At 61.1% G+C, this 18,408-nt stretch carries 18 protein-coding genes; 10 read left to right on the top strand and 8 right to left on the bottom strand.

Going from position 1 to position 18,408, the window contains the following annotated elements; translation table 11 throughout:
- Nucleotides 1-4: 4 nt before the first annotated feature.
- Nucleotides 5-745, bottom strand: coding sequence for a GntR family transcriptional regulator (locus tag ABD059_RS01285; RefSeq protein ID WP_343877262.1), 741 nt, complete (start codon nt 743-745; stop codon nt 5-7).
- Between the two features lie 84 nt (nt 746-829).
- Nucleotides 830-2,158 carry a helix-turn-helix transcriptional regulator gene (locus ABD059_RS01280; RefSeq protein ID WP_343877261.1) on the bottom strand — a complete coding sequence of 443 codons (1,329 nt, stop codon included), beginning with the start codon at nt 2,156-2,158 and terminating at the stop codon, nt 830-832.
- A 71-nt stretch (nt 2,159-2,229) separates the two neighbouring features.
- On the opposite strand from ABD059_RS01280, the gene ABD059_RS01275 reads away from it, so the two are divergent.
- The 5 genes from ABD059_RS01275 (at nt 2,230) to ABD059_RS01255 (ending at nt 6,497) form a co-directional block, all read left to right on the top strand.
- The gene (locus tag ABD059_RS01275; RefSeq protein ID WP_343877259.1) at nt 2,230-2,937 is read left to right on the top strand and encodes a hypothetical protein; all 708 of its coding nucleotides are present in this window, start codon (nt 2,230-2,232) and stop codon (nt 2,935-2,937) included.
- Nucleotides 2,934-4,121, top strand: a complete 1,188-nt coding sequence (locus tag ABD059_RS01270; protein ID WP_343877258.1) for a hypothetical protein — start codon at nt 2,934-2,936, stop codon at nt 4,119-4,121. The genes ABD059_RS01275 and ABD059_RS01270 overlap by 4 nt, the downstream gene beginning before the upstream one ends.
- Nucleotides 4,122-4,245: 124 nt before the next feature.
- Entirely contained in the window at nt 4,246-5,730 is a 1,485-nt protein-coding gene (locus ABD059_RS01265) for a DUF1538 domain-containing protein (protein ID WP_343877257.1), read from the top strand.
- Nucleotides 5,727-6,077 (top strand): P-II family nitrogen regulator, encoded by a 351-nt coding sequence (locus tag ABD059_RS01260; protein WP_116778839.1) that lies wholly within the window; start codon nt 5,727-5,729, stop codon nt 6,075-6,077. The genes ABD059_RS01265 and ABD059_RS01260 overlap by 4 nt, the downstream gene beginning before the upstream one ends.
- Nucleotides 6,078-6,107: 30 nt before the next feature.
- Complete coding sequence (locus ABD059_RS01255) at nt 6,108-6,497, top strand: CBS domain-containing protein (protein ID WP_343877256.1); 390 nt, start codon at nt 6,108-6,110, stop codon at nt 6,495-6,497.
- A gap of 40 nt (nt 6,498-6,537) precedes the next feature.
- Here ABD059_RS01255 and ABD059_RS01250 read toward each other — a convergent pair whose 3' ends face one another.
- The 4 genes from ABD059_RS01250 to ABD059_RS01235 are packed head-to-tail and all read right to left on the bottom strand — an operon-like array spanning nt 6,538 to nt 12,543.
- On the bottom strand, nt 6,538-7,425 hold the full coding sequence (locus tag ABD059_RS01250; RefSeq protein WP_343877254.1) for a universal stress protein: 888 nt from the start codon (nt 7,423-7,425) through the stop codon (nt 6,538-6,540).
- Nucleotides 7,422-9,974 carry a glycoside hydrolase family 65 protein gene (locus tag ABD059_RS01245; protein WP_343877253.1) on the bottom strand — a complete coding sequence of 851 codons (2,553 nt, stop codon included), beginning with the start codon at nt 9,972-9,974 and terminating at the stop codon, nt 7,422-7,424. Before ABD059_RS01245 ends, ABD059_RS01250 begins: the two co-directional genes overlap by 4 nt.
- Nucleotides 9,971-10,495: a cation transporting ATPase C-terminal domain-containing protein gene (locus ABD059_RS01240; protein ID WP_343877252.1), complete on the bottom strand. Its 525-nt coding sequence runs from the start codon at nt 10,493-10,495 to the stop codon at nt 9,971-9,973. The genes ABD059_RS01245 and ABD059_RS01240 overlap by 4 nt, the downstream gene beginning before the upstream one ends.
- Nucleotides 10,492-12,543: a cation-translocating P-type ATPase gene (locus ABD059_RS01235; RefSeq protein WP_343877250.1), complete on the bottom strand. Its 2,052-nt coding sequence runs from the start codon at nt 12,541-12,543 to the stop codon at nt 10,492-10,494. The genes ABD059_RS01240 and ABD059_RS01235 overlap by 4 nt, the downstream gene beginning before the upstream one ends.
- 193 nt (nt 12,544-12,736) lie before the next feature.
- Between ABD059_RS01235 and ABD059_RS01230 the strand changes: the two genes are divergently transcribed.
- Nucleotides 12,737-13,573, top strand: a complete 837-nt coding sequence (locus ABD059_RS01230) for a universal stress protein (RefSeq protein ID WP_343877249.1) — start codon at nt 12,737-12,739, stop codon at nt 13,571-13,573.
- 68 nt (nt 13,574-13,641) lie between these two features.
- Here the strand turns inward: ABD059_RS01230 and ABD059_RS01225 are convergent, their stop codons facing one another.
- The gene (locus tag ABD059_RS01225; RefSeq protein ID WP_343877248.1) at nt 13,642-14,319 is read right to left on the bottom strand and encodes a GAF and ANTAR domain-containing protein; all 678 of its coding nucleotides are present in this window, start codon (nt 14,317-14,319) and stop codon (nt 13,642-13,644) included.
- A gap of 218 nt (nt 14,320-14,537) precedes the next feature.
- Here ABD059_RS01225 and ABD059_RS01220 point away from each other — a divergent pair, with 218 nt between their 5' ends.
- Complete coding sequence (locus ABD059_RS01220) at nt 14,538-14,852, top strand: hypothetical protein (protein ID WP_343877247.1); 315 nt, start codon at nt 14,538-14,540, stop codon at nt 14,850-14,852.
- Nucleotides 14,853-15,059: 207 nt separating this feature from the next.
- Nucleotides 15,060-16,184, top strand: a complete 1,125-nt coding sequence (locus ABD059_RS01215) for an alcohol dehydrogenase family protein (RefSeq protein WP_343877246.1) — start codon at nt 15,060-15,062, stop codon at nt 16,182-16,184.
- On the opposite strand, the gene ABD059_RS01210 is transcribed toward ABD059_RS01215, so the two are convergent.
- Entirely contained in the window at nt 16,156-16,581 is a 426-nt protein-coding gene (locus ABD059_RS01210) for a DUF302 domain-containing protein (RefSeq protein WP_343877245.1), read from the bottom strand. The two genes, ABD059_RS01215 and ABD059_RS01210, sit on opposite strands and share 29 nt — an antisense overlap.
- A gap of 239 nt (nt 16,582-16,820) precedes the next feature.
- On the opposite strand from ABD059_RS01210, the gene ABD059_RS01205 reads away from it, so the two are divergent.
- Together ABD059_RS01205 and ABD059_RS01200 are read left to right on the top strand one after the other, a co-directional pair.
- Nucleotides 16,821-17,594, top strand: coding sequence for an ATP-binding cassette domain-containing protein (locus ABD059_RS01205; RefSeq protein WP_343877244.1), 774 nt, complete (start codon nt 16,821-16,823; stop codon nt 17,592-17,594).
- A complete protein-coding gene (locus tag ABD059_RS01200) occupies nt 17,591-18,382 on the top strand; it encodes an ABC transporter ATP-binding protein (protein ID WP_343877242.1) in 792 nt (263 codons plus the stop codon). The genes ABD059_RS01205 and ABD059_RS01200 overlap by 4 nt, the downstream gene beginning before the upstream one ends.
- The last annotated feature ends 26 nt before the right edge of the window (nt 18,383-18,408 follow it).

The following is an 18,408-nucleotide window of genomic DNA, read 5'->3' as shown; positions in this document are numbered from 1 at the left end:
TTGTTCAGGACGTCGGCGGATCCGCTTTACACCCGAAGTTGGTCGCAATCTCCACCCGGTCACCCACAACATAGGTCCGTCGGAACTCGACGTATTGCGCCCGATGACACCCAGTTCGCTCGATCAGTAAAAGCGGCGAACCGGCGGCACATTGCAGAAGCCTCGAGTGCTCCGGAGCGGCCAGGACAGCCGAGAGTTGCTCAGTTCCGCCGTTGAGGACCATTCCGCAATGCTTTTCGAGCTCCCCATACAAGGAGTTTCTGGTGAAATCTGAATCCACCAAACCTCCCGCAATGTCTGCAGGCATCCACACTTCGTCCAGCGCAATTGGCTCCTCGTCGGCAAAGCGCACCCGAGTGAGATGGAAGAATTCGGCGTCCTGCTTCAAGGAAAGCAGGGTCGCCGTGGCAGGACTCTGGGTAATTTCCTGTTGAAGCACAACGCTTCGGTGTTCCATCCCAGAGTCTCGCACGGACGCCAGCAGGCTGTATAACGGGCCGAAGGCTGTATTTCCTCCCGCCTGGACCCGCGACATTCGCCCGGGATGCGCGTTAACGTGCCCCGCATCCCGCAAAGGCCTCAACGCTGCCCTGATCGTTCCACGGCTGACCCCGTATCGTTGCGCCAACTCGAGCTCGCCCGGGAACCGAGCATTGAACGTGCCACGTTGGAGCTCGGTCAACAAATCGGCGCTCACGCGTTTCCACAACGGACCTGCCGCTCTAGTTCCATCAGTTGTCGTCATGCCGATAGCCCCTCCCGAAACCCTTCTTTCAAACCCCACAAGGTTACGCCCCAGCAACCGGACGAATAACGCAACTTGAACGGCCTAGTCATGGAGCCGTGACGGATTGTCTCGCTGGGTCCTAGACCACACTCCTAGCGCTGTGCGGGAGGTAACGCCGACCTTCAGCATTGCCCGACTCATGTGGTTCTCAACGGTGCGCTCGGAGATGAACAAACGCTCGGCGATCTCGGCGTTGGTCATGCCAGTGGCCACAATCTCGACGATCTCGGACTCCCGGGGTGTTAGTGGGCCCGTCGGGGAGACCGACTCAAGGTCCACGAGTTCGGCCAGCAGGGGTTGCAATCCGATCTGGTCAGCGATCGCCCGGGCGCCTGCCGCACACTCGGCCCGGGACCGGGTGCCTGGACTTTCCAGTTTCGCCAACTCCAGAAGAGCGCTTGCCTCATGTGCGGGCGCGTAAATGGCTCGGCATTCGGCAACAGCGCTTCTTAGCTGGTCACGCGCTAAAGCGCTGCGGCCGAGTACTCGGGCAAGCCGCCCAAGCGCTAGGTCTACCGGGCCTTCATAGGGGCTCGTTGCAAAGGCGATGGCGTGCTGGCCAGAGTAGGGCAGCAACCGGTCATAAAGCCGTTCTGCTGTGGGGCGATCGCCAAGCCCGGCACAGACCTCGGCGTTGCTCACCGTAGCAATGAGGAACTCCGATGCTTCTGCCGGAACGGAGTCAGCATGCGGAGCGATAAACTCCCACAAGCGTGATGCCTCAGCGCGCTGACCGGCAGCGATCAGGGCCAATGCGAGCCAACCCTGGGCCGCGAAGGGGAGACCCTCGAGCGCGTCCCGAACGATCAGGACCATTTTCTCCAGGCCCTCGCCCCTGGCACGGGCGAGAGCAAACCGGAAGACGGGATCCAGATAGCAGGCGTCACTTCCCGGGCCGCCCAGAGAACTTGCGGCTTCAACGTGAACCAGCGCCGAGGTGAATCTGCCGTCCATGAGCGCCTGCGACCCCAGCAGTAGGTGGAGCCGTGAGCGGTCGAGCCTTGAGGCCGCTTCGCCCGAGAATCCGGCGATGGCGTCAAGCAGCGCCGGGCGGTCCCCCGCGCGCGCAAGATGGTCCATCGTGGCCGCTGCCACTAGTCCGGCCGGGCGGAAGTGGTCGACTGTTTCTTTCAGTCGGGCCTCAAGCCGCTCCCTCAGCTCGGGTGTCCGGACGCGGGTCACGGCTTCCGCTGTCAGCAGGTGAACGCGGGCTCGACAGAGCGGGTCCACTGGCGGCGGGACGAGCGTCGCTGCCGCAACGATGTCGAACTCATCATTGCTCTCGCTGATGATCTTGCCGACGAGAGCGATGGCCTCGTCGACCAAGCCAGCGGCGCACGCGGTGCGTGCCAGTACCACCCGGGTGTCCACACACCGATTATAGGGCGACTTGAGTGTTTCCACTCACGACTCCACGACAGCATAGGGTCCAGTATCAGGGCATGAAGATTTCGCCGCACACGGTCCATGCAGTCGGATGGTTGACTGTCGCATCCGCGCTAGCTGGCACGGCGCTCGCGCTTGCCATCCTCCTCTGGCCCGAGCAGGTACCGGACACACGCTGGAGCTTCCCGTTTGACGAGCCGACGTACGTCGCGTTCCAGATCTCCTTCTTCCTCCACAACCTCACCCTCCTTCCCGGTCTCACACTCGTGGCCGCGTGGGCATGGCCTTCGGCCTCGCGCGCAACCCGATTCGGGTTAGGACTTACCGTCGCGTCGATGACCGTCGGTGCGGTCATCGAACTGGCCGCGGTGAGCGCATCGAGTTCGTCGGTAACGTCAACCACAGCCAATGCATTTGGAGCAGCCTATGGGGTGATGAGTGTCGGCTTTGGTGTTGGCTTCATCATGGCAGGGCTGGCCTTCCGCCGGCAGCCATTGATCCCCGGCCCCATCGGCCGATGGACCTATCTATCCATTGGTGCCTGGACGTTCTTTCCTATGCTTCCGAGCCTTTTCATGCCGATGGTGTGGGGAAGGATCACGATTGGTATCTGGTTCCTGCTGTTCGCTGGCATCGGGCTTATCATCCTTCGGGTTCGCCGGTCTGGACTTGGCATCTGGGGAAGGCCGTCAACCGAATGGCACCGCGGGCGGAAAACCCGCCGGCTGAACGACGCGACGGCGGAATCGGTCCGGGACGCATGAGCCGCTACCTCATCATCGGCGCTATCTGTGGCCTCGCCTGGTCAGCTGCACTGCGGGGCTGGATGGCGGAGCTCACCATCAGTATGCCCAACACCCAGTCACAGGTGACGTGGCTGACCCTTGTCCTCGTCCTCCTTCCAGGCGTAGCCGTCGGAACAACGCTTGGGTATTCAGCCTATCTACGCACGGTCGGCCGAGGTGGGTCCAGGTGGCTGATTTTCTCCCCCATCCTGTTCGCCTCGGCTCTGTTAGATCCGAGAATCTTCATCTCTTTGATCACTGATGGGCTCGGCGCTGGCTCACTCCTGACCATTGCAACAGCTTTGTCGTTGGGCTACGTGCTGACACGGCCACATTGGTCGATATCACGTGCGTTGACCGCAATGCTCTGCGCGGTCGGCCTTCTGATCGTGTTCGGGATCGGTGAGATGGCGGCGCCGCTTGGCACGCCGCGCGGGATGTGGGTCGGCCTGTTCGGGGTAGCGCTCGTGATGCTACTCGGAATTGCTTCAGTGTTGCCGTACCGACCTCTTCGCAGGTCGCTCGGAGCTCGCTGGTGGATCGCCCTCGGATCGCTCGCCGGGTTCGCCTGGGCTGCCGGACTGCGTAGCTTCATGGCCCAGGTCGCGATCAAGGACGGGTCAAGCATCACCTGGTCAGGAACCTTTCTCTGGATTCTCGCGCCTGGCCTGGTCACAGGTGGCCTGCTCGGCTGGGCGGCCTATCTCAGACGACACGGCGGCCCGCGCCTCTCGCATTGGCTCGCCTCATCACCCTTCCTGTTTGCTGCTCTGCTCGTCCCTCCCCTCCTTACACTCGACTTCGAAGAGTTCTTCGCAGCAGCGATTGGCGGCGGAACGATCGGGGTGCCCGCAGCGGCCCTCGCGGGCGCCTACGCCCTAGCGGGGCGCCGCACCTGGCTGCGCATTCTCTCGAGCCTGTTTCCGCTGTCCTCGATTCCCATCTGGGTCCTGACCGCTAGCCAAATCGGCGGCGACCAACTCGGACTCGATACGGCGCGCGGTCTCTGGGTCGCCCTCTACTACTGGAGCTTACTCGGCGTAATCGCCCTGGCCTGCGCCATCCCGATGCGGATCACGCCCAAGGGCGTGCACCATGGAGCCAGCGACCAACCACCTGTTCCTGGCCTCGCGAGCCCTAGGAACACACGGCACGCTCACTGACTTCGGCTACGCGACCCGGGCAGTCAGTTATGGTCTTCCTTCTGCCTTGGGGTGGACGTTGTCTCGGAGGCCCGGCAGACTGAAAGGTCAAAGCGGACGCAAGACTGTCGCCGGAAGAGACCCGATGGAGCACTTCAGCCGATTTAAAGGTGAGTTCCTCAAAGCGCTGAGGAATCTTCTGCCGATCGTCGTCGTCGTTGTGGTGTTTCAGGTTTTCGTTTTCCGTTCCGTGCCCGATGATCCTTGGGGTTTGTTGGCCGGGTTATTGATCATCGGTGTTGGGATTGCCTTGTTTCTGTATGGGCTGGATTTGAGCATCTTTCCGGTGGGCAAGAATTTGGCTAATCAGTTTGTCCGGCGCGGTGCGCTGAGCCTGTTGTTGCCGTTTGGTTTCGCCATAGGGTTTTCTGCATCCGTTGCAGAGCCGGCGGTTATTGCGGTCGCGGAGCAGGCTCAACTGGTTAGTGGGGGGCTCATTGATGGGCTGACGCTTCGCCTAATCATCGCCATCTCGGTGGGACTCGTGATGATCCTGGGTATTCTGCGAGTGCTACGGGGTTGGGCTGTCCAGAAGCTCCTGATTGTCGGCTATGCTGTGGTACTTCTCTTGACGTATCTGGCACCACCGGAAATTATCGGGCTCGCCTATGATTCGGGTGGTGTAACAACCAACATCGTCAGTGTCCCTCTGATCGCGGCCATTGGTCTCGGGTTGGCCAATTCCATTCGGGGACGCAGCCTTCTGGCGGATGGTTTCGGGCTGGTGGCGCTGTGCGTCATGGTGCCCATGATTGGGGTGCAGCTCTACGGGGTCTGGGTATACGCCCTCAGCGGGTCAGAGGCAGGGCTACCTGCAGTCAACCCTGAGGCGAGCACGGGTGGCTGGGTTGTAGGGATGATACTGGGTTTGGCTTCGATGATCCGGGAGGTCCTGCCGATCGTGGGTGTGGTCCTCTTTTTTCAATACGTCGCCCTCAGGCGACGACTGGCCCACCCAATACGGGTAGCTGTCGGGTTCGCCATGGTGCTGGTGGGGCTCTACGCCTTTGTTGTCGGGCTGAGGCTTGGGTTGTTTCCGATCGGGACCCTCATGGCGGAGCAACTCATCGAGCTGGGCATTCCGGCCCTCATTGTCCTGTTCGGGCTGCTGATTGGATTCGCCACTACGATGGCTGAACCCGCCCTGCTCGCAATTGGTGAGCAGGCTGAGAGTGTGGCACCGGGGCGGATCAACGGGTCCGCGGTGCGGGTTGTCGTTGCGACCGGAGTCGCTCTGGGCATTTCTTTCGGGGTGTACCGCATTCTGGTGGGGGCCCCGTTCCAGTACTTCATCATGGCCGCCTATGCCGTAGCTCTGGTGCTGTCCTTCTTTGCTCCGAAGTACATCCTCGCACTAGCTTTTGACCTGGGCGGAGTGACGACGTCGGAGGTCACCGTACCGCTGGTAACGGCCCTCGGCATAGGATTGGCGGCTGCAGTAGAGGGAAGAAACGTGCTGGTCGACGGTTTTGGACTCATCGCTTTCGCCTCGGTCTTCCCGGTCATATCCGTCATGGTGTATGCCATGGTAGTGGAGCGATTTCCCAGGCTTAGAAAGGAACCGGCATGAAATTCACGGCCGTAGTAGTCATTGCCCCGGATGACCTTGAGGATGAAGTCATCAGACACGCCCAGCAGGCTGGTGCGGCGGGAGTGACGATCATGCAGGGAAAGGGCATCGGGGGCGAGGCACGAAAGACGTTTTTCGGTCTAACGTTCGAGGGGACGCAGTCCGTGCTCCTGATAATCGTAGGAACACATCTGAGTACTCCGATCCTGAAAGAGTTGCACCAGGTCCTGGTCCGGGATAGGGAAAGCCGCGGACTGGCCTTTGCGATCCCCATCGAACACCTGACTGGGATCGATTTACGGCAGGTAGCCAGGTTCGAGGAACGTCTTCGCCACGATGATGCCTAGCCTGCCCGCTACTGATTGAGGAGAAAAAAGATGCTCACTGTCAAAGATGTCATGGCGGTCCAGGTGGTCACCATCTCGCCCTACAGCACACTGCGCGAGGCGCTGTCCCTAATGAGGGAACGCCAAGTGAAAAGCCTCGTGGTGGACCATCAGCACGACCACGATGCCTATGGCCTCCTAGGCTACAGAGAACTGCTGGACGCTGTAGTGGCGCAGGAGGGCGATGTGGATCTACTGAACGTCTACGATGCAGCGACCATCCCGGTGATCACCATCAATGAACACCTGTCCGTACGGCAAGCGGCCGCCCTCATGAGCCGGTATCAGCTCAGCAGATTGGTGGTAGTGGAGGGAAATCGACTCGTCGGACTGCTCGCGATGAACGACATCTTGGCCCGGCGCATGGACGAACTGGCCTAGTCCTATCCAGTTCCGGGTTCGAGCACGGGCAGGCATTTCATTATCTGACTATCAGCACGTCCGCACGTGACAGCGCCAGTACCTGTTTGGCGACACTTCCAAGGAACACCTGTTCCAGCAGTGGCACCGTGCCACGCCGGCCGATAATGATGAGGTCACACCTACGTGTCTTCTCCAGTTCGAGGATCTGGGGCAGCGCCTCACCATGAACGACGACTAGTTCAGAGACTTGTCCGGCCACTCGGGCAGTGTCGAGAAGTTTTCGCATCTTCTGGTAAGCCTCCCTCTGGGCAGTAGCCAGGAACGGTTCGAGAATCGCATCGAGGTCTCGGGATGCCCGAAGCTTCCCTTCAAATGGCACCCCGTATGCATGCATCAGAATAAGATTCCCCTCCGGAGCTACAGCCGAGGCTGCACTCAGCGCAAGTCCCGACTGCGCGGAAAAGTCCACCGGAAGGAGCAGGTTCCGGTAAGGACCGGACGGCTTCTCTTTGACTACCAACACGGAGTGCCGGCTGGCTGCAGCCATCCTGGCTACAGTCGAACCCACGATGGGAAAGGGCCAGGCGCTGATTCCGTGGGATCCCAGGATCACTAGGTCTGCGGACACCTCGTCGGCGCGTATTTCGATCTGGGTGAAGGCGTCGCCGGTGGCGACACTGACTCCGGCTACGATTTTGTGACGTTCGTCCAGTTCCCTACTCAGAATGGCCAATTGTTCTCTTTGCGTGTTCACAGCCCGCTGTTCCAACCCCTCAAGGATCCTAGGAACGAGCTGCCTGAAGCTGTGCAGGCTTGAAAGGTTTACTGCATGAAACAGGTCCAGGCCGGCCCCAGTTTCTTTCGAAATAAGGGCGGCCCTGTGGGCCACGCGATCCGCTCGGGCCGAGAAGTCGATACCGGCTAGTACCCGGCGTAATGCGTTCATAGCCCGACCCCCTTGGAGTGTGCTGTCCCGTCGTCGGGTAGCCGCCGTTGCTGCGGTCTTCCAAGGGTGAAGGTTCGCGTTTGCCCGGGTGCCAGGGTTGCCGATAGTCCCTCAATGATGAGGTTGACAGGTCCGGTATCGCTGTCGCGCAGGGCTAGGCGCACACTGGTGTTTGTGATGTCGATACGGATGGGCTGTTCGCGGTAGTTAATGGAGAAAGAGATGCCGGTCAGTTGGGCTGGAAGCACCGGGTGTATGCGCAGGATGTTGTCACGGATCTCGAGCCCCGTGTAGCAGCGGATCACCATATCGATAGAGCCAGCCATAGCTCCGAGATGGATTCCTTCCCGGGTGGTGCCACCCTGGATATCGGCCAGGTCGCTTTCGAGTGCCTGGGTGAGAAATGTCCAGGACCGTTCCCGGTCACGCCGGGCCTCCACCCAGGAGTGCACCACATTGCTCAGTGTTGAGCCATGTGTTGAGCGTGACCCATAAAAATCCACAGTGCGCACGATTGCCTCCGGTGGGAGGCGGTAGTCCATCTCGTGCAGCAGATTCCGAAGTTCCTCCGCAGAGAAGAGATAGAGGAGCATCAGCACGTCGGCCTGCTTGGAAAGCCTGTAGTTATTGGTGCTGTCGCCTTCCGCCGCGAGGATCAGGTCCAACCTGCCGATGGAGCCGTATTTGGCCCGGTATCCGGACCAGTCGAACTCTGGCAGGTTCTCGTATCCCTCGAACTGGCTGGGAACGCCGTCCGGGTGGAACGCAACGCGCAGGCGACGGCTGATGTGTTTCCACCGCTGGATTTCGTCCGGTCCCAAGTTGAGCCGGGTTCGGAGAGGTTCGCAGTACCGGTTTTCGAGGAGGCCGCTGATTTCGACTGCCCGCCGTAGGACCCATGCGGTCATCACGTTGGTGTAGGTATTGTTGCGCAGCCCCAGCCCCGGAGAGCCCGGGTACCCATCATGGAATTCGTCAGGGCCCATGACGCCCTCGATGTCGTACCGGTCGTCCCGGCTGTCGTATCGACAGAGGCTGGCGAAGAACCTCGACACTTCAAAGATGAGTTCGGCGCCTTGATGGATGAGGAAGGCAATGTCGCCGGTTGCCTGGTAGTGGTGCCACACACTGTAGGCGATGGCGAGTCCCACGTGCCGTTGTCGCTGCGAGTTATCGGGCATCCACTTATCGTTGTACGGATTGAAAAGCTCCGTAGGCGTTTGCTCTTGTCCATCAATGGCGCTTTGCCACGGGAACATGGCGCCCTCGAAACCGGCAGCCAGCGCGGCCGCGCGAGCCTCGTTCAGACGCCGGTATCGGTAGCCCAGGAGCGCCCGGCTGAGATCGGGCCGGCGGAGGGTGAGCATGGGATACACGAACAGCTCGTCCCAGAAGACGTGTCCGCGATAGCCCTCCCCATGCAGGCCACGTGCCGGTACACCGGCGTCCAGATCCACGTCGGCGGCGGCCAGCGTTTGCAGGACGTGGAAGGTATTCAGGTTCAGCGCGAGTGATTGCCTCTTGCCGGAGTCCAGTGACACTGCGAAAGACTCCCACAGGATGTTCCATCTTTGCTCGTGGGCGTCCAATAGCCCCTCGGCATTGCCTACGCGGTGCAGGGCACTAGTCACCGCTTGGGCGGGGGAAGCTATCGCCCGGTCGCGTGAAGTATAGACCGCAGCGGTTTTTTCCACGCGGATCGGATGTCCTTGTTCCACGTCCATCGTGAATTCCTGGGCAACCCAGCCAGCACTATCGCAGAGAAATTGTCGGTCAGGGGTGAGTGGGCTGTCCCCAGCGAAGACACGGGTGCGAGCACCTGTGGCCACACGGATGCCGGATTGGGTGGTCTCCATATCGAGCAGCACCGTCTCACCATCGAGCTCACCGACCCGACGTGGCAGGAGATGGCTGCCGGTTAGCGATCGGTCCGCGGCGACGTTCCGGTTAGTGACCTGGCCGTTAATCGCGGAACGGACGGTGATGGGACCTGACCAGTCCTCGGCCTCGAACGTTGTGCTCAGCACGGCAATGTGCGGGGCCGCGTGAGATAAGAACCGCAGCGACGTGACCTTGGTGGTTCTTCCTGCAGGATCTCGGAACCGGACGACCCGGGTCAGGACACCTCGTCGTAGGTCCAGCTCTTGCCGGTAGTGAAGAAAGTTGGCGGTTCCTGGGTGGAACCAGTTCCCGTCAGCTAGCCTGAACCACAGTGGAAGCCAGTTGGGGGCATTGACCATGTGTTCATCTTCGACGGAATGCCAGGCACGGCCCGTCCTCGCCCGGTTGTATACACCGGCGAGATAGGTTCCCGGATAGTGGGCAGCGTCCGCATCGGCTTCCGCCGCCGCTCCCCGGGTAGCCCAGTACCCATTACCGACCGTGCAAAGGCTTTCGCGCAAGCCTTCAGTCACTGGATCGTAGCCGTCGTAGCTCAGAAGCCATTCGCTGCTGACGGATTTGCAGCCGGCCCACGCTTCAATGGCGGCATCGGGGCCCACATCCGGCTGACCGGGGGTAGCCTCGTCGGGGCGCGGGGTTCTAGTCATGCCAGTAGCGCGTCGTGGCGGTGCGCCCAGCGTCGGACGCCCTTTTCGGCCTCCACGATCATCAGGACCGTTGAGCCGATGCCGATACACAGGAGCCATTCCCACGGGCGCAAGGGCGTGAGCCCGAGTAAGTCCGCGGAAACCGGCCAGGTTTGCACTGCCCAGTGCAGTGTTTGGGCGGCCAGGGAGGTGAAGAGCAAAGGTTTGTTGGCTAGCAGCCGGAGCTGGAAGAGCGACTTGTTTTCGGCCCGCGAACTGTGGACCTGAAAGAAGGTCAACACCACGAACATCGTCAGCGCGAAGGTCCGGGCATGAGTTTCCGTGTACCCATTGTGTAGGGCCACGATGAACGTCAGGGTCACGGCCAGGGCCATCCAGCAGCCGGTGATTCCTGCCCGGAACCACAGAGTGCGCGAAAGGATGCCCTCGGACGGAGCGCGGGGCGGACGGGAGAGCTCATCACCTTCAGCTGGTTCGAAAGTCAGGGCGATGTCCTGGGCGCCGTTGGTCACCACGTTCATCCACAGCATCTGGACCGGCAAAAACAGCAGGGAACGATGGTGACGAAGTTGTCGTCGGTCAGCACCACATCGGATGATTCACGCGCGACGTCGGTTCCGGATTTGCCCATCGCGACGCCGATCGCAGCCGCCTTGAGCGCCGGGGCGTCGTTGACGCCGTCACCGGTGACAGCGACGACTTTGCCGTTGGCTTGCAGCGCACGCACGATCCGGAGCTTCTCCACCGGGGAAACCCGTGCCGCGACGGAGGTTTGAAGGATCCGGGCGGCGAGCATCTGATCATCCAGGTCCGCCATTTCGGCGCCAGTGAGTGCGGGTTTGTCCGTCGAGAGGCCGAGCCGGCCGGCGATGGCCGTCGCCGTCACGGGGTGGTCTCCGGTGATCATCATGACTTTGATTCCGGCCCGTCTACACTTCACAATGGCGTCGGCTACTCCGGCCCGCGGAGGGTCGGTCATTCCTTCCAGACCTAAAAACGTCAGGCCGGAAGGCGGCGGCAGCGGGGTGAGCAATTCCTCGGTATCGGCAAGTACCCTGGACCCAGTGGCAATGACACGCAGTCCGTCGCTGCCCATCGCCTCGTTGGCCGCATGGACCTGCGCTTCATCCAGAGGAACGGTTCCGCTGGGCGCCGCCAGGACAACGGACCCAGCCAGTACCGCCTCCGGAGCGCCCTTCACATACAGCGTCCGGCGGCCAGCGGCATCCTGTTGAACGGTCTGCGAATAACGCAGCTGAGGTTCATAGGGCTGATGGGCCGCCGGTTCGGCCGTGCGCTCCGCTTCGCTGATCGCGTCGCGGACGACGGCGACCAGGGCCATTGCCGCGTCAACCGCATCGCCAGAGTACTCCAGGTCATCGTCTTCGGCGGAGATCGTCGCCTCATTGGTCAGTGCACCGGCGCGCAAGACCGCACGAACCAGAGGTGAGTCCGTTGTTCTGCCGTCGCCGGCAGCAGCGGAAACATCAACGATCCCGCCACTCGTCCAGATCCTCTCCACGGTCAACCGATTCTCGGTTAGCGTCCCGGTCTTGTCCGAACCAATGACATTGGTCGACCCCAACGTCTCAACAGCAGGCAAAGTGCGCACTATCGCGTTCCGCCGGGCCATCCGTGACACCCCCAGGCTCAGCGCCACCGTCAGAACGATCGGCAGTGACTCGGGGATGCTGGCCACCGCCAGGCCGACAGCCGTGCGGAACATCGTGGAGACGTCGTTGCCCAGCACCAGCCCGGCGATGAAGATGAAGACGATGGCGGCGAGGACGATCAGTCCGATCCGTCGCTCCAGGCTGTGGGTGAGCAGCTGTAGCGGCGATTTCCGGGTCGGCCCCTGGACGAGGGCGTTGATCTCCCCAAGGGCAGTGCTGGCCCCGGTCGCAATAACGACTCCTCTACCCCTACCGTTCCCGACAAAGGTTCCGCTGAAGGCCACATTCGTTTTGTCAGCGTCGCCAATGTCTGGTGGCAAGGCAGCGGTGTGCTTGGACGCGGCGAAGGACTCCCCCGTCAGCATCGATTCATCCACCTGCAGCCCATTGGCCTCAAAAAGCCGCAGATCAGCCGAGACCCGTTCGCCGCTTTCCAGCAGCACCACGTCGCCGCGGACGACGTCGCTCCCTGGGATTACCTGTTCGGTCCCGTCGCGCAGTACCCGGCACGTCGGGCTGGCCATCGATTGGAGGGCACGCACGGCGTCCTCGGCCTTGCGTTCCTGGAAAAAGCCCAGAGCCGCATTGATACACAGAATGAGGAAGATCGCGCCCGCGTCCACCCAGTGCTGCTGGACCAGGGTCACTACAGCGGCCACCAGCAGAATACCGATCAGCGGGCTGATGAACTGGCGAAAGAGCACCCGCCACCAAGGGCTCACCATCGCGAAGCTCAGCTCATTCGGGCCCAATTCAGCCAATCGGTGGGCAGCCTCCGAGCTGCTGAGCCCTCGTGGGCCCGACGACAACCCCGCAAAAACTTCTGGCAGGTCTAACGCGTGCCATAAGGTCGGCGGTTCTGAGCTCGGCGCGGTGGCCGCGGACTGGGCTGCCATAGGCTCAGTCTTCTCGGCCGCCGGGTCTCCGACAAGGGACCTTCGGGCCGAATCAGGTGATTTTTAGCTTCAGGACGGCAGGAGCGCCCCTGCGCTGTGAAACTTTTCCACTAGGGGACCTTGGGCTCTACTTGGCCGAACTCAGACACGGCATGATGTAGGGAGGAGACCCTCAACCAGTCAAGGACTGATCGTGACACAAGTTCGCCCTGTTGTCGTTGGCTACGACGGATCTGACACCTCACAACGTGCAGTTGTGTGGGCCGCGCACCACGCCGCTGCGGCTGAGCTGCCCCTCGTCGTCGTGCACTGCTGGATGGGGATGTCGCATTCAGGGGAACCTGGCTCGATGATCGAGGCCTCCGACAATGCCCGGAGAATCGTGGCAGAAAAAACTGCTGCCAAAGGGGTGGACCTCGCGAAACAGGCCGCGCCAGAGGTCAGTACCAGCGCTCACCTGATAGTTGGCCATCCCTCCGAGGTCCTCACGAAAGCTTCCATGGACGCTTCTCTGCTGGTCACCGGATCCAGAGGACTGGGCGGTTTCAAAGGCCTGCTCATTGGATCAGTCAGTCTCCATCTGGCATCCTGTGCCACCTGCCCCATAGCGGTCGTACGCAAGGAACGACCTGCAAAAAGGGGCATTCTCGTTGCTATTGACGGTTCACCCCAGAGCGACAAAGCCCTTCTGTTCGCCGCCGACCTGGCAAGAGCGCGCCGCACCTCCCTGCGATTACTGCATATTCGGCCCTACAGCCGGTACGCCATCACGCGCCCACCGGTCCCGGAATCAGAGCACGATCCAGTCATTCAGCAGGCCATCAGTCTGCTGCCCGGTGACGTCGATGTCACCATCGTCGAAGACTCACTGGACGGACCCACCGTGCCAAGGAATATCGTCCTACATGCCCAAAAGGCCTCCTGTGTTGTTGTTGGCGCCAAAGGTCGCAACTCCCTTACCGTTCGCCTCGGGTCCACCGTGCACGCAGTCCTGCACTATGCCCAGGGGACAACCATCATTGTGCGCTAACGACGCCCCTCCTCGGCAGCAATGGCGTGCCTCCTCTCTCTGGCGGGCCCTGCGATTGCCACAGCAGCCTATCGACTGTGGTGTGGAAGTTCCCCAGTACCTGTGAGGTATTCAGCAATTGTGGCAAGTTTGGTATTGGTGTGCGAGCTTGAACGCACCAGCAGGATAAACGCCTGATTCGCAGTGATTCCGAACCGCTCCATTAAAATCCCCTTGGCCTGACCGATCGTGTCCCGATTCGCAAGAGCATCATGCATCTGATCCATTTTTTTGCTTCCAGCAATAGCCACCGACGCGTGAGCGGCAATCAGGAGTCCGTTTTCCTCCGATTCGACAGTGAACGCGTTAGCGTGACGGCTATAGAGGTTCATCGCTCCAAGGTTGTCGCCTTCCACGTATAGCTGGAAAGCAAGCATGCTTGCAGCACCGAGGTTCATGGCCCCCTCAGCGAAACGAGGCCAGCGGTCCTCCTGAGCCATGTCCGGAACGCTGACGGTGCCGTGTTCGAATACCGCATCAAGGCAAGGTCCCTGGCCGACCCGCGTCTGCAGAGCATCAACCTGTCGGGGCAGATCGCTCGACGGTGCTCGGGACTCTACATCCGCTCGTCCCGTGATGAGGCTGATCGAGGCCTCATCGGTGCCCGGTACCAGCTCGATAGCTGCCTTGACCAGATGTGTGAGGAGGGAGTCCGCATCGTTGTCCGCTTGCAGCACGCGAGCAAACTCACTCAGCTGCTCGGCCATGTCTTCATAGTCGACACTGCCAGGGATAGCTTCAACGAGTTGGTTCGGTGCGGTACTGCTTTCCGCCATCCTCCATTATCCCGCGATTGGGGAAACCAGTCCACAGATTTCCCAAGCCCGGTTGAACTATTGGGGGCTATCGCCCTGACCTATTTGCGTCTACGCTGTCCCTTAGGTCCAGTAGCTGGCCGCAAGAGAATCAACTTGTGGAGCCCTGCGTGGAACATAAATTGCGAGTCATTATCAAGCTGAACATCGATCACGCCAGTGCCACCGTTCAGATTACCGGTTGCCTGACCCCTCGAGGCTGTCAGGCGCTCCTCCCCCTCATCATCCGCACGCAAGGCTTATCAAGAAGTCTCGCGGTCCAGGTTGATCTCTCGCATGCGCGGCACATCGACGCCGAAGCGTTGCATTCGCTGGAGGCCTACTCGATCACGGGGACCGTCGCGGCAGATCCCCACCTCCGGATCACTTCGCCTGCTCACCTCCCTACCTGTCCAGCGCTGAAGCACAGCCTCAATGTTCTCTAACCGGTTGCCACCCAAAGAACGCCTTTCCTCGGATTCCGGGCTGCCCAGGGGCCCTCCACCGACCAGTCTCTCCACAAGTTACGCCACGTTCGGGCGGGTTATAGGGGGTCTGCCCGGACATGGCGTGACTCTGAACCCCGGAAGATAAAGCTTCTGGCGCTGGCAGAGTCGTTGGCCACCTATCGGTCGGTAGCGCAAAATGGGAGGATGCCCACGAATCATCCCCCACTAAGGTCGGCCGACGCGGGGCAGACCATGACGGCGATTGTCACTACCGGGGGTGGTGGCTACGACCGGCTTGAGGTGAGTCGGGTTCCGATCCCGGTGCCAGCCGAAGGTGAGGTCCTGGTTCAGGTTTTGGCAGCCGGCGTGAACAACACCGAAATCAACACCAGGCTCGGTTGGTACTCTTCGTCGGTTGCGACAGGCACCAATGATGCAGCCGAGGACCTTTCTGGGCAGACGTCGACGCGGCCGGACGGGGGTTGGAACACGGCCACGCCATTCCCCCTGATTCAGGGCGCAGACTGCTGCGGACGTATTGTCGCCGTCGGTCGCGGGGGCGACGAGTCCAAGGTTGGGGCCCGGGTATTGATCCGCCCATGTATGCGCACGCAGGGGTTTTCCTCGATGGAGACCAGTTGGCTAGGGTCGGACCGGGACGGAGCTTTCGCTCAGTTTGTTGCTGTCCCCGAACACGAGGCGTTCACCGTGGACTGCGACTGGAGCGACGCCGAATTGGCCACCATCCCGTGCGCTTACGGAACAGCGGAGAACATGGTCCGTCGTGCGGGTATCACCTCGGAGTCGCGGGTAGTGGTTACGGGTGCCTCCGGTGGCGTTGGATCGGCCGTCGTGCAACTCGTCAAACGTCGTGGCGGTCATGTTGTGGGCATCGCCAGTGAAGCCAAACAGGACCGGGTCCGGGCCCTGGGCGCGGATATCGTCCTTGGGCGGGACGAGGCGCTGAGCGCGCTGGGAGCGGAAAGCGTCGACGTCGTCATCGACAATGTGGCAGGCACCAGTTTTCCCGCGATGCTCAGTCTCCTCAAAAGGGGAGGCACGTACGTCTCTTCAGGCGCTATCGGCGGACCTCTGGTCGAACTGGATATGCGAACCCTGTACCTGAAAAATCTCACCTTGATCGGGTGCACAGCGTGGGACGCCGCAGTGTTCCCTAGCCTCATCTCCTACATCGAGCGTGGGGAGATTCGGCCTCTCCTGGCCAAGGTCTTCCCACTCAACCAGATCGCAGACGCACAGCGGGAATTCCTTGACAAGGCACACGTGGGCAATTTCGTCCTTATCCCCCCTGAAGCCCTGTACTACTGAGGGTGGCCAAGGCTTTGCGCAGGCGACTGCTGGCGTCGTCAGCGACCTCTTTGACAGCTGGCGCATCACTGAGACGAACCATGGTCTCCGGGTCGATGGCCTCGATCGTCGTGATGTCTGAAGTGTTGCTCCGACGGACCACGACGTTGCATGGCAGGAGGGCGCCGATTTCGGGCTCGGCGGCAATGGCCCGACTGGCCAGGGCCGGGTTGCAGGCGCCGAGGATGATGTACTCGCCGACAGCATCCGCGGCTTCGATGCCAAGCTTGGCCTCGAAAGTGGAGCGGACATTGATCTCAGTGAGTATTCCGAAACCCTGAGCTGACAGTGCATCCCGGGTAAGTTCCAGGGCTTCAGCCCAGGGAAGCGCAATGGTCGTGCTGAGTGTGTACGTCATGGTGCTCCTGGAGTGACTCGTTGACGGATCCGCCCGATAGGTCACCGGACAAGTTTTCCTACATTCTTCTAGGGTATTCGACTGCACACCGCAATCGCCCGTGACCCTTGAGGGTAATCATGTCCACCTTGTCTACCCATCTGGTCACCGGACAAGAACGCGCCATTTGAGAATCATCCGCATTATCAGTAAGTTAGTAAGAACGATACTCAATACTAATAGGACTGGGGGTGTGCGCGGTGAGTTTGGTCGTGAAGGATCTGTCGATCCGTGTTGGCTCCCAACACCTGGTCAGGGGCGTATCGCTGTCAATCGATCGGGGTGATGTGGTAGCCCTGCTGGGCCCGTCCGGGTCAGGCAAATCCTTGACCGCGGCATCCCTAAGTGGGTCCCTTCCCGGAAGTGCGATGGTTCGCGGCCATCTGGAGGTGGACGGACAAGCAACACCCCTGGGAGACAGAACCCGGGCCGGTATCGCCGCTATTCGGCAGGACTCGCTGACCTCCTTGCACCCGTTGGTTCGGATCGACCGGCAGCTTGTGCCTGTCCTTCTTCGATCGGGTGAAGCCAGCACACGGGCAGGCGCGTTGGCGCGGGCGGAATTGATGCTCGAAGAGGTAGGTTTTGCCGCTCCCACACAAGTGTTGCGGAGCTTCCCCATGGAACTGTCCGGCGGCCAGAGACAGCGGATCTGCATCGTTCAGGCGCTTGCTTGTCGGGCGTCGTATCTGATTGCGGACGAGCCGACCACAGCCCTCGACGGTGTGTCCCAGCAGCTTGTTCTGTCAGCATTCCGGACAGCAGCCGAAGCTGGCGCGGGAATCCTCCTCATCACGCACGACGTCGTCGCTGCGTCTTCCTTGTGTTCACGGGCTGTCATTCTTGACGCCGGGTCCGTCGTCGACCAGGGTTCTTTTTCCCACCTGGCCAGCAGAGCGGCACATCCCATTGCGCGTTCGCTCACCTGGGCCGCCCACCAAACAACAACACAAGACAAGCACACCGCCGCATGACGGTGACTCTTTCAGTCAGGGATCTAAGGCTGTCCTTGACTCGGCCCGGGCGGACCTTCCGCAGGAGTCTGCCGACAAATATCCTGCAAGGCGTATCTCTCGAGGTCTCCAGTGGCACTAGCCTGGGGCTTGTCGGCCGCTCCGGCTCCGGCAAATCGACCCTGCTCCGAGCACTCCTTGCTCTGGAGGAACCAGACTCAGGTTCGGTCACCCTACAGGGCAGACCTGTCCGGCCGGGTTCGTTGAGATCATTGCGCTGGTTCCGGCGCATGGTGCAGTACGTGCCCCAGGATCCGGCGAGCAGCCTGGATCCTCGGATGACAGTCGGTCAGCTGCTCCGTGAACCTCTCGTTTGTCTGGGAATCGACGGACAGCACTCCACCATGATCCGCGAAGCCCTCGGCCGGGTGGCATTGTCCGGGTCCACCAGTGGAAAGAGACCGTTCGAACTCTCCGGTGGGCAGAACCAACGTGTAGCAATCGCGCGTGCGCTCGTCGTCACGCCATCGCTTCTTCTCGCAGACGAACCGGTGAGCGGATTGGATTTACCGCTGCGCAATCAGGTGCTGGAAGTCCTGCAGCTACTGGTCAACGAACAGGGCCTGGGGATGTTGTTCGTATCTCATGACCTCGACGCAGTCGCGGCCATTTGCGCCGAGACTGCCGTACTCGCCAACGGCCGCATCGTCGAACACGGACACACCGCTCAAATCCTCGACCACCCCCGGCACGAGGCAACACGCGCACTCAATGTGGCACGACAGGCTCGGGGCGTCACCGCACAATGATCGGCTCCACCCTTCCGAGGAACCAT

It is taken from the genome of Arthrobacter flavus (assembly GCF_039526005.1).
GTDB lineage: Bacteria > Actinomycetota > Actinomycetes > Actinomycetales > Micrococcaceae > Arthrobacter_D > Arthrobacter_D flavus.
The sequence above is the reverse complement of the archived record's forward strand: the minus strand, read 5'-3'. Positions and strand labels throughout refer to the sequence as shown.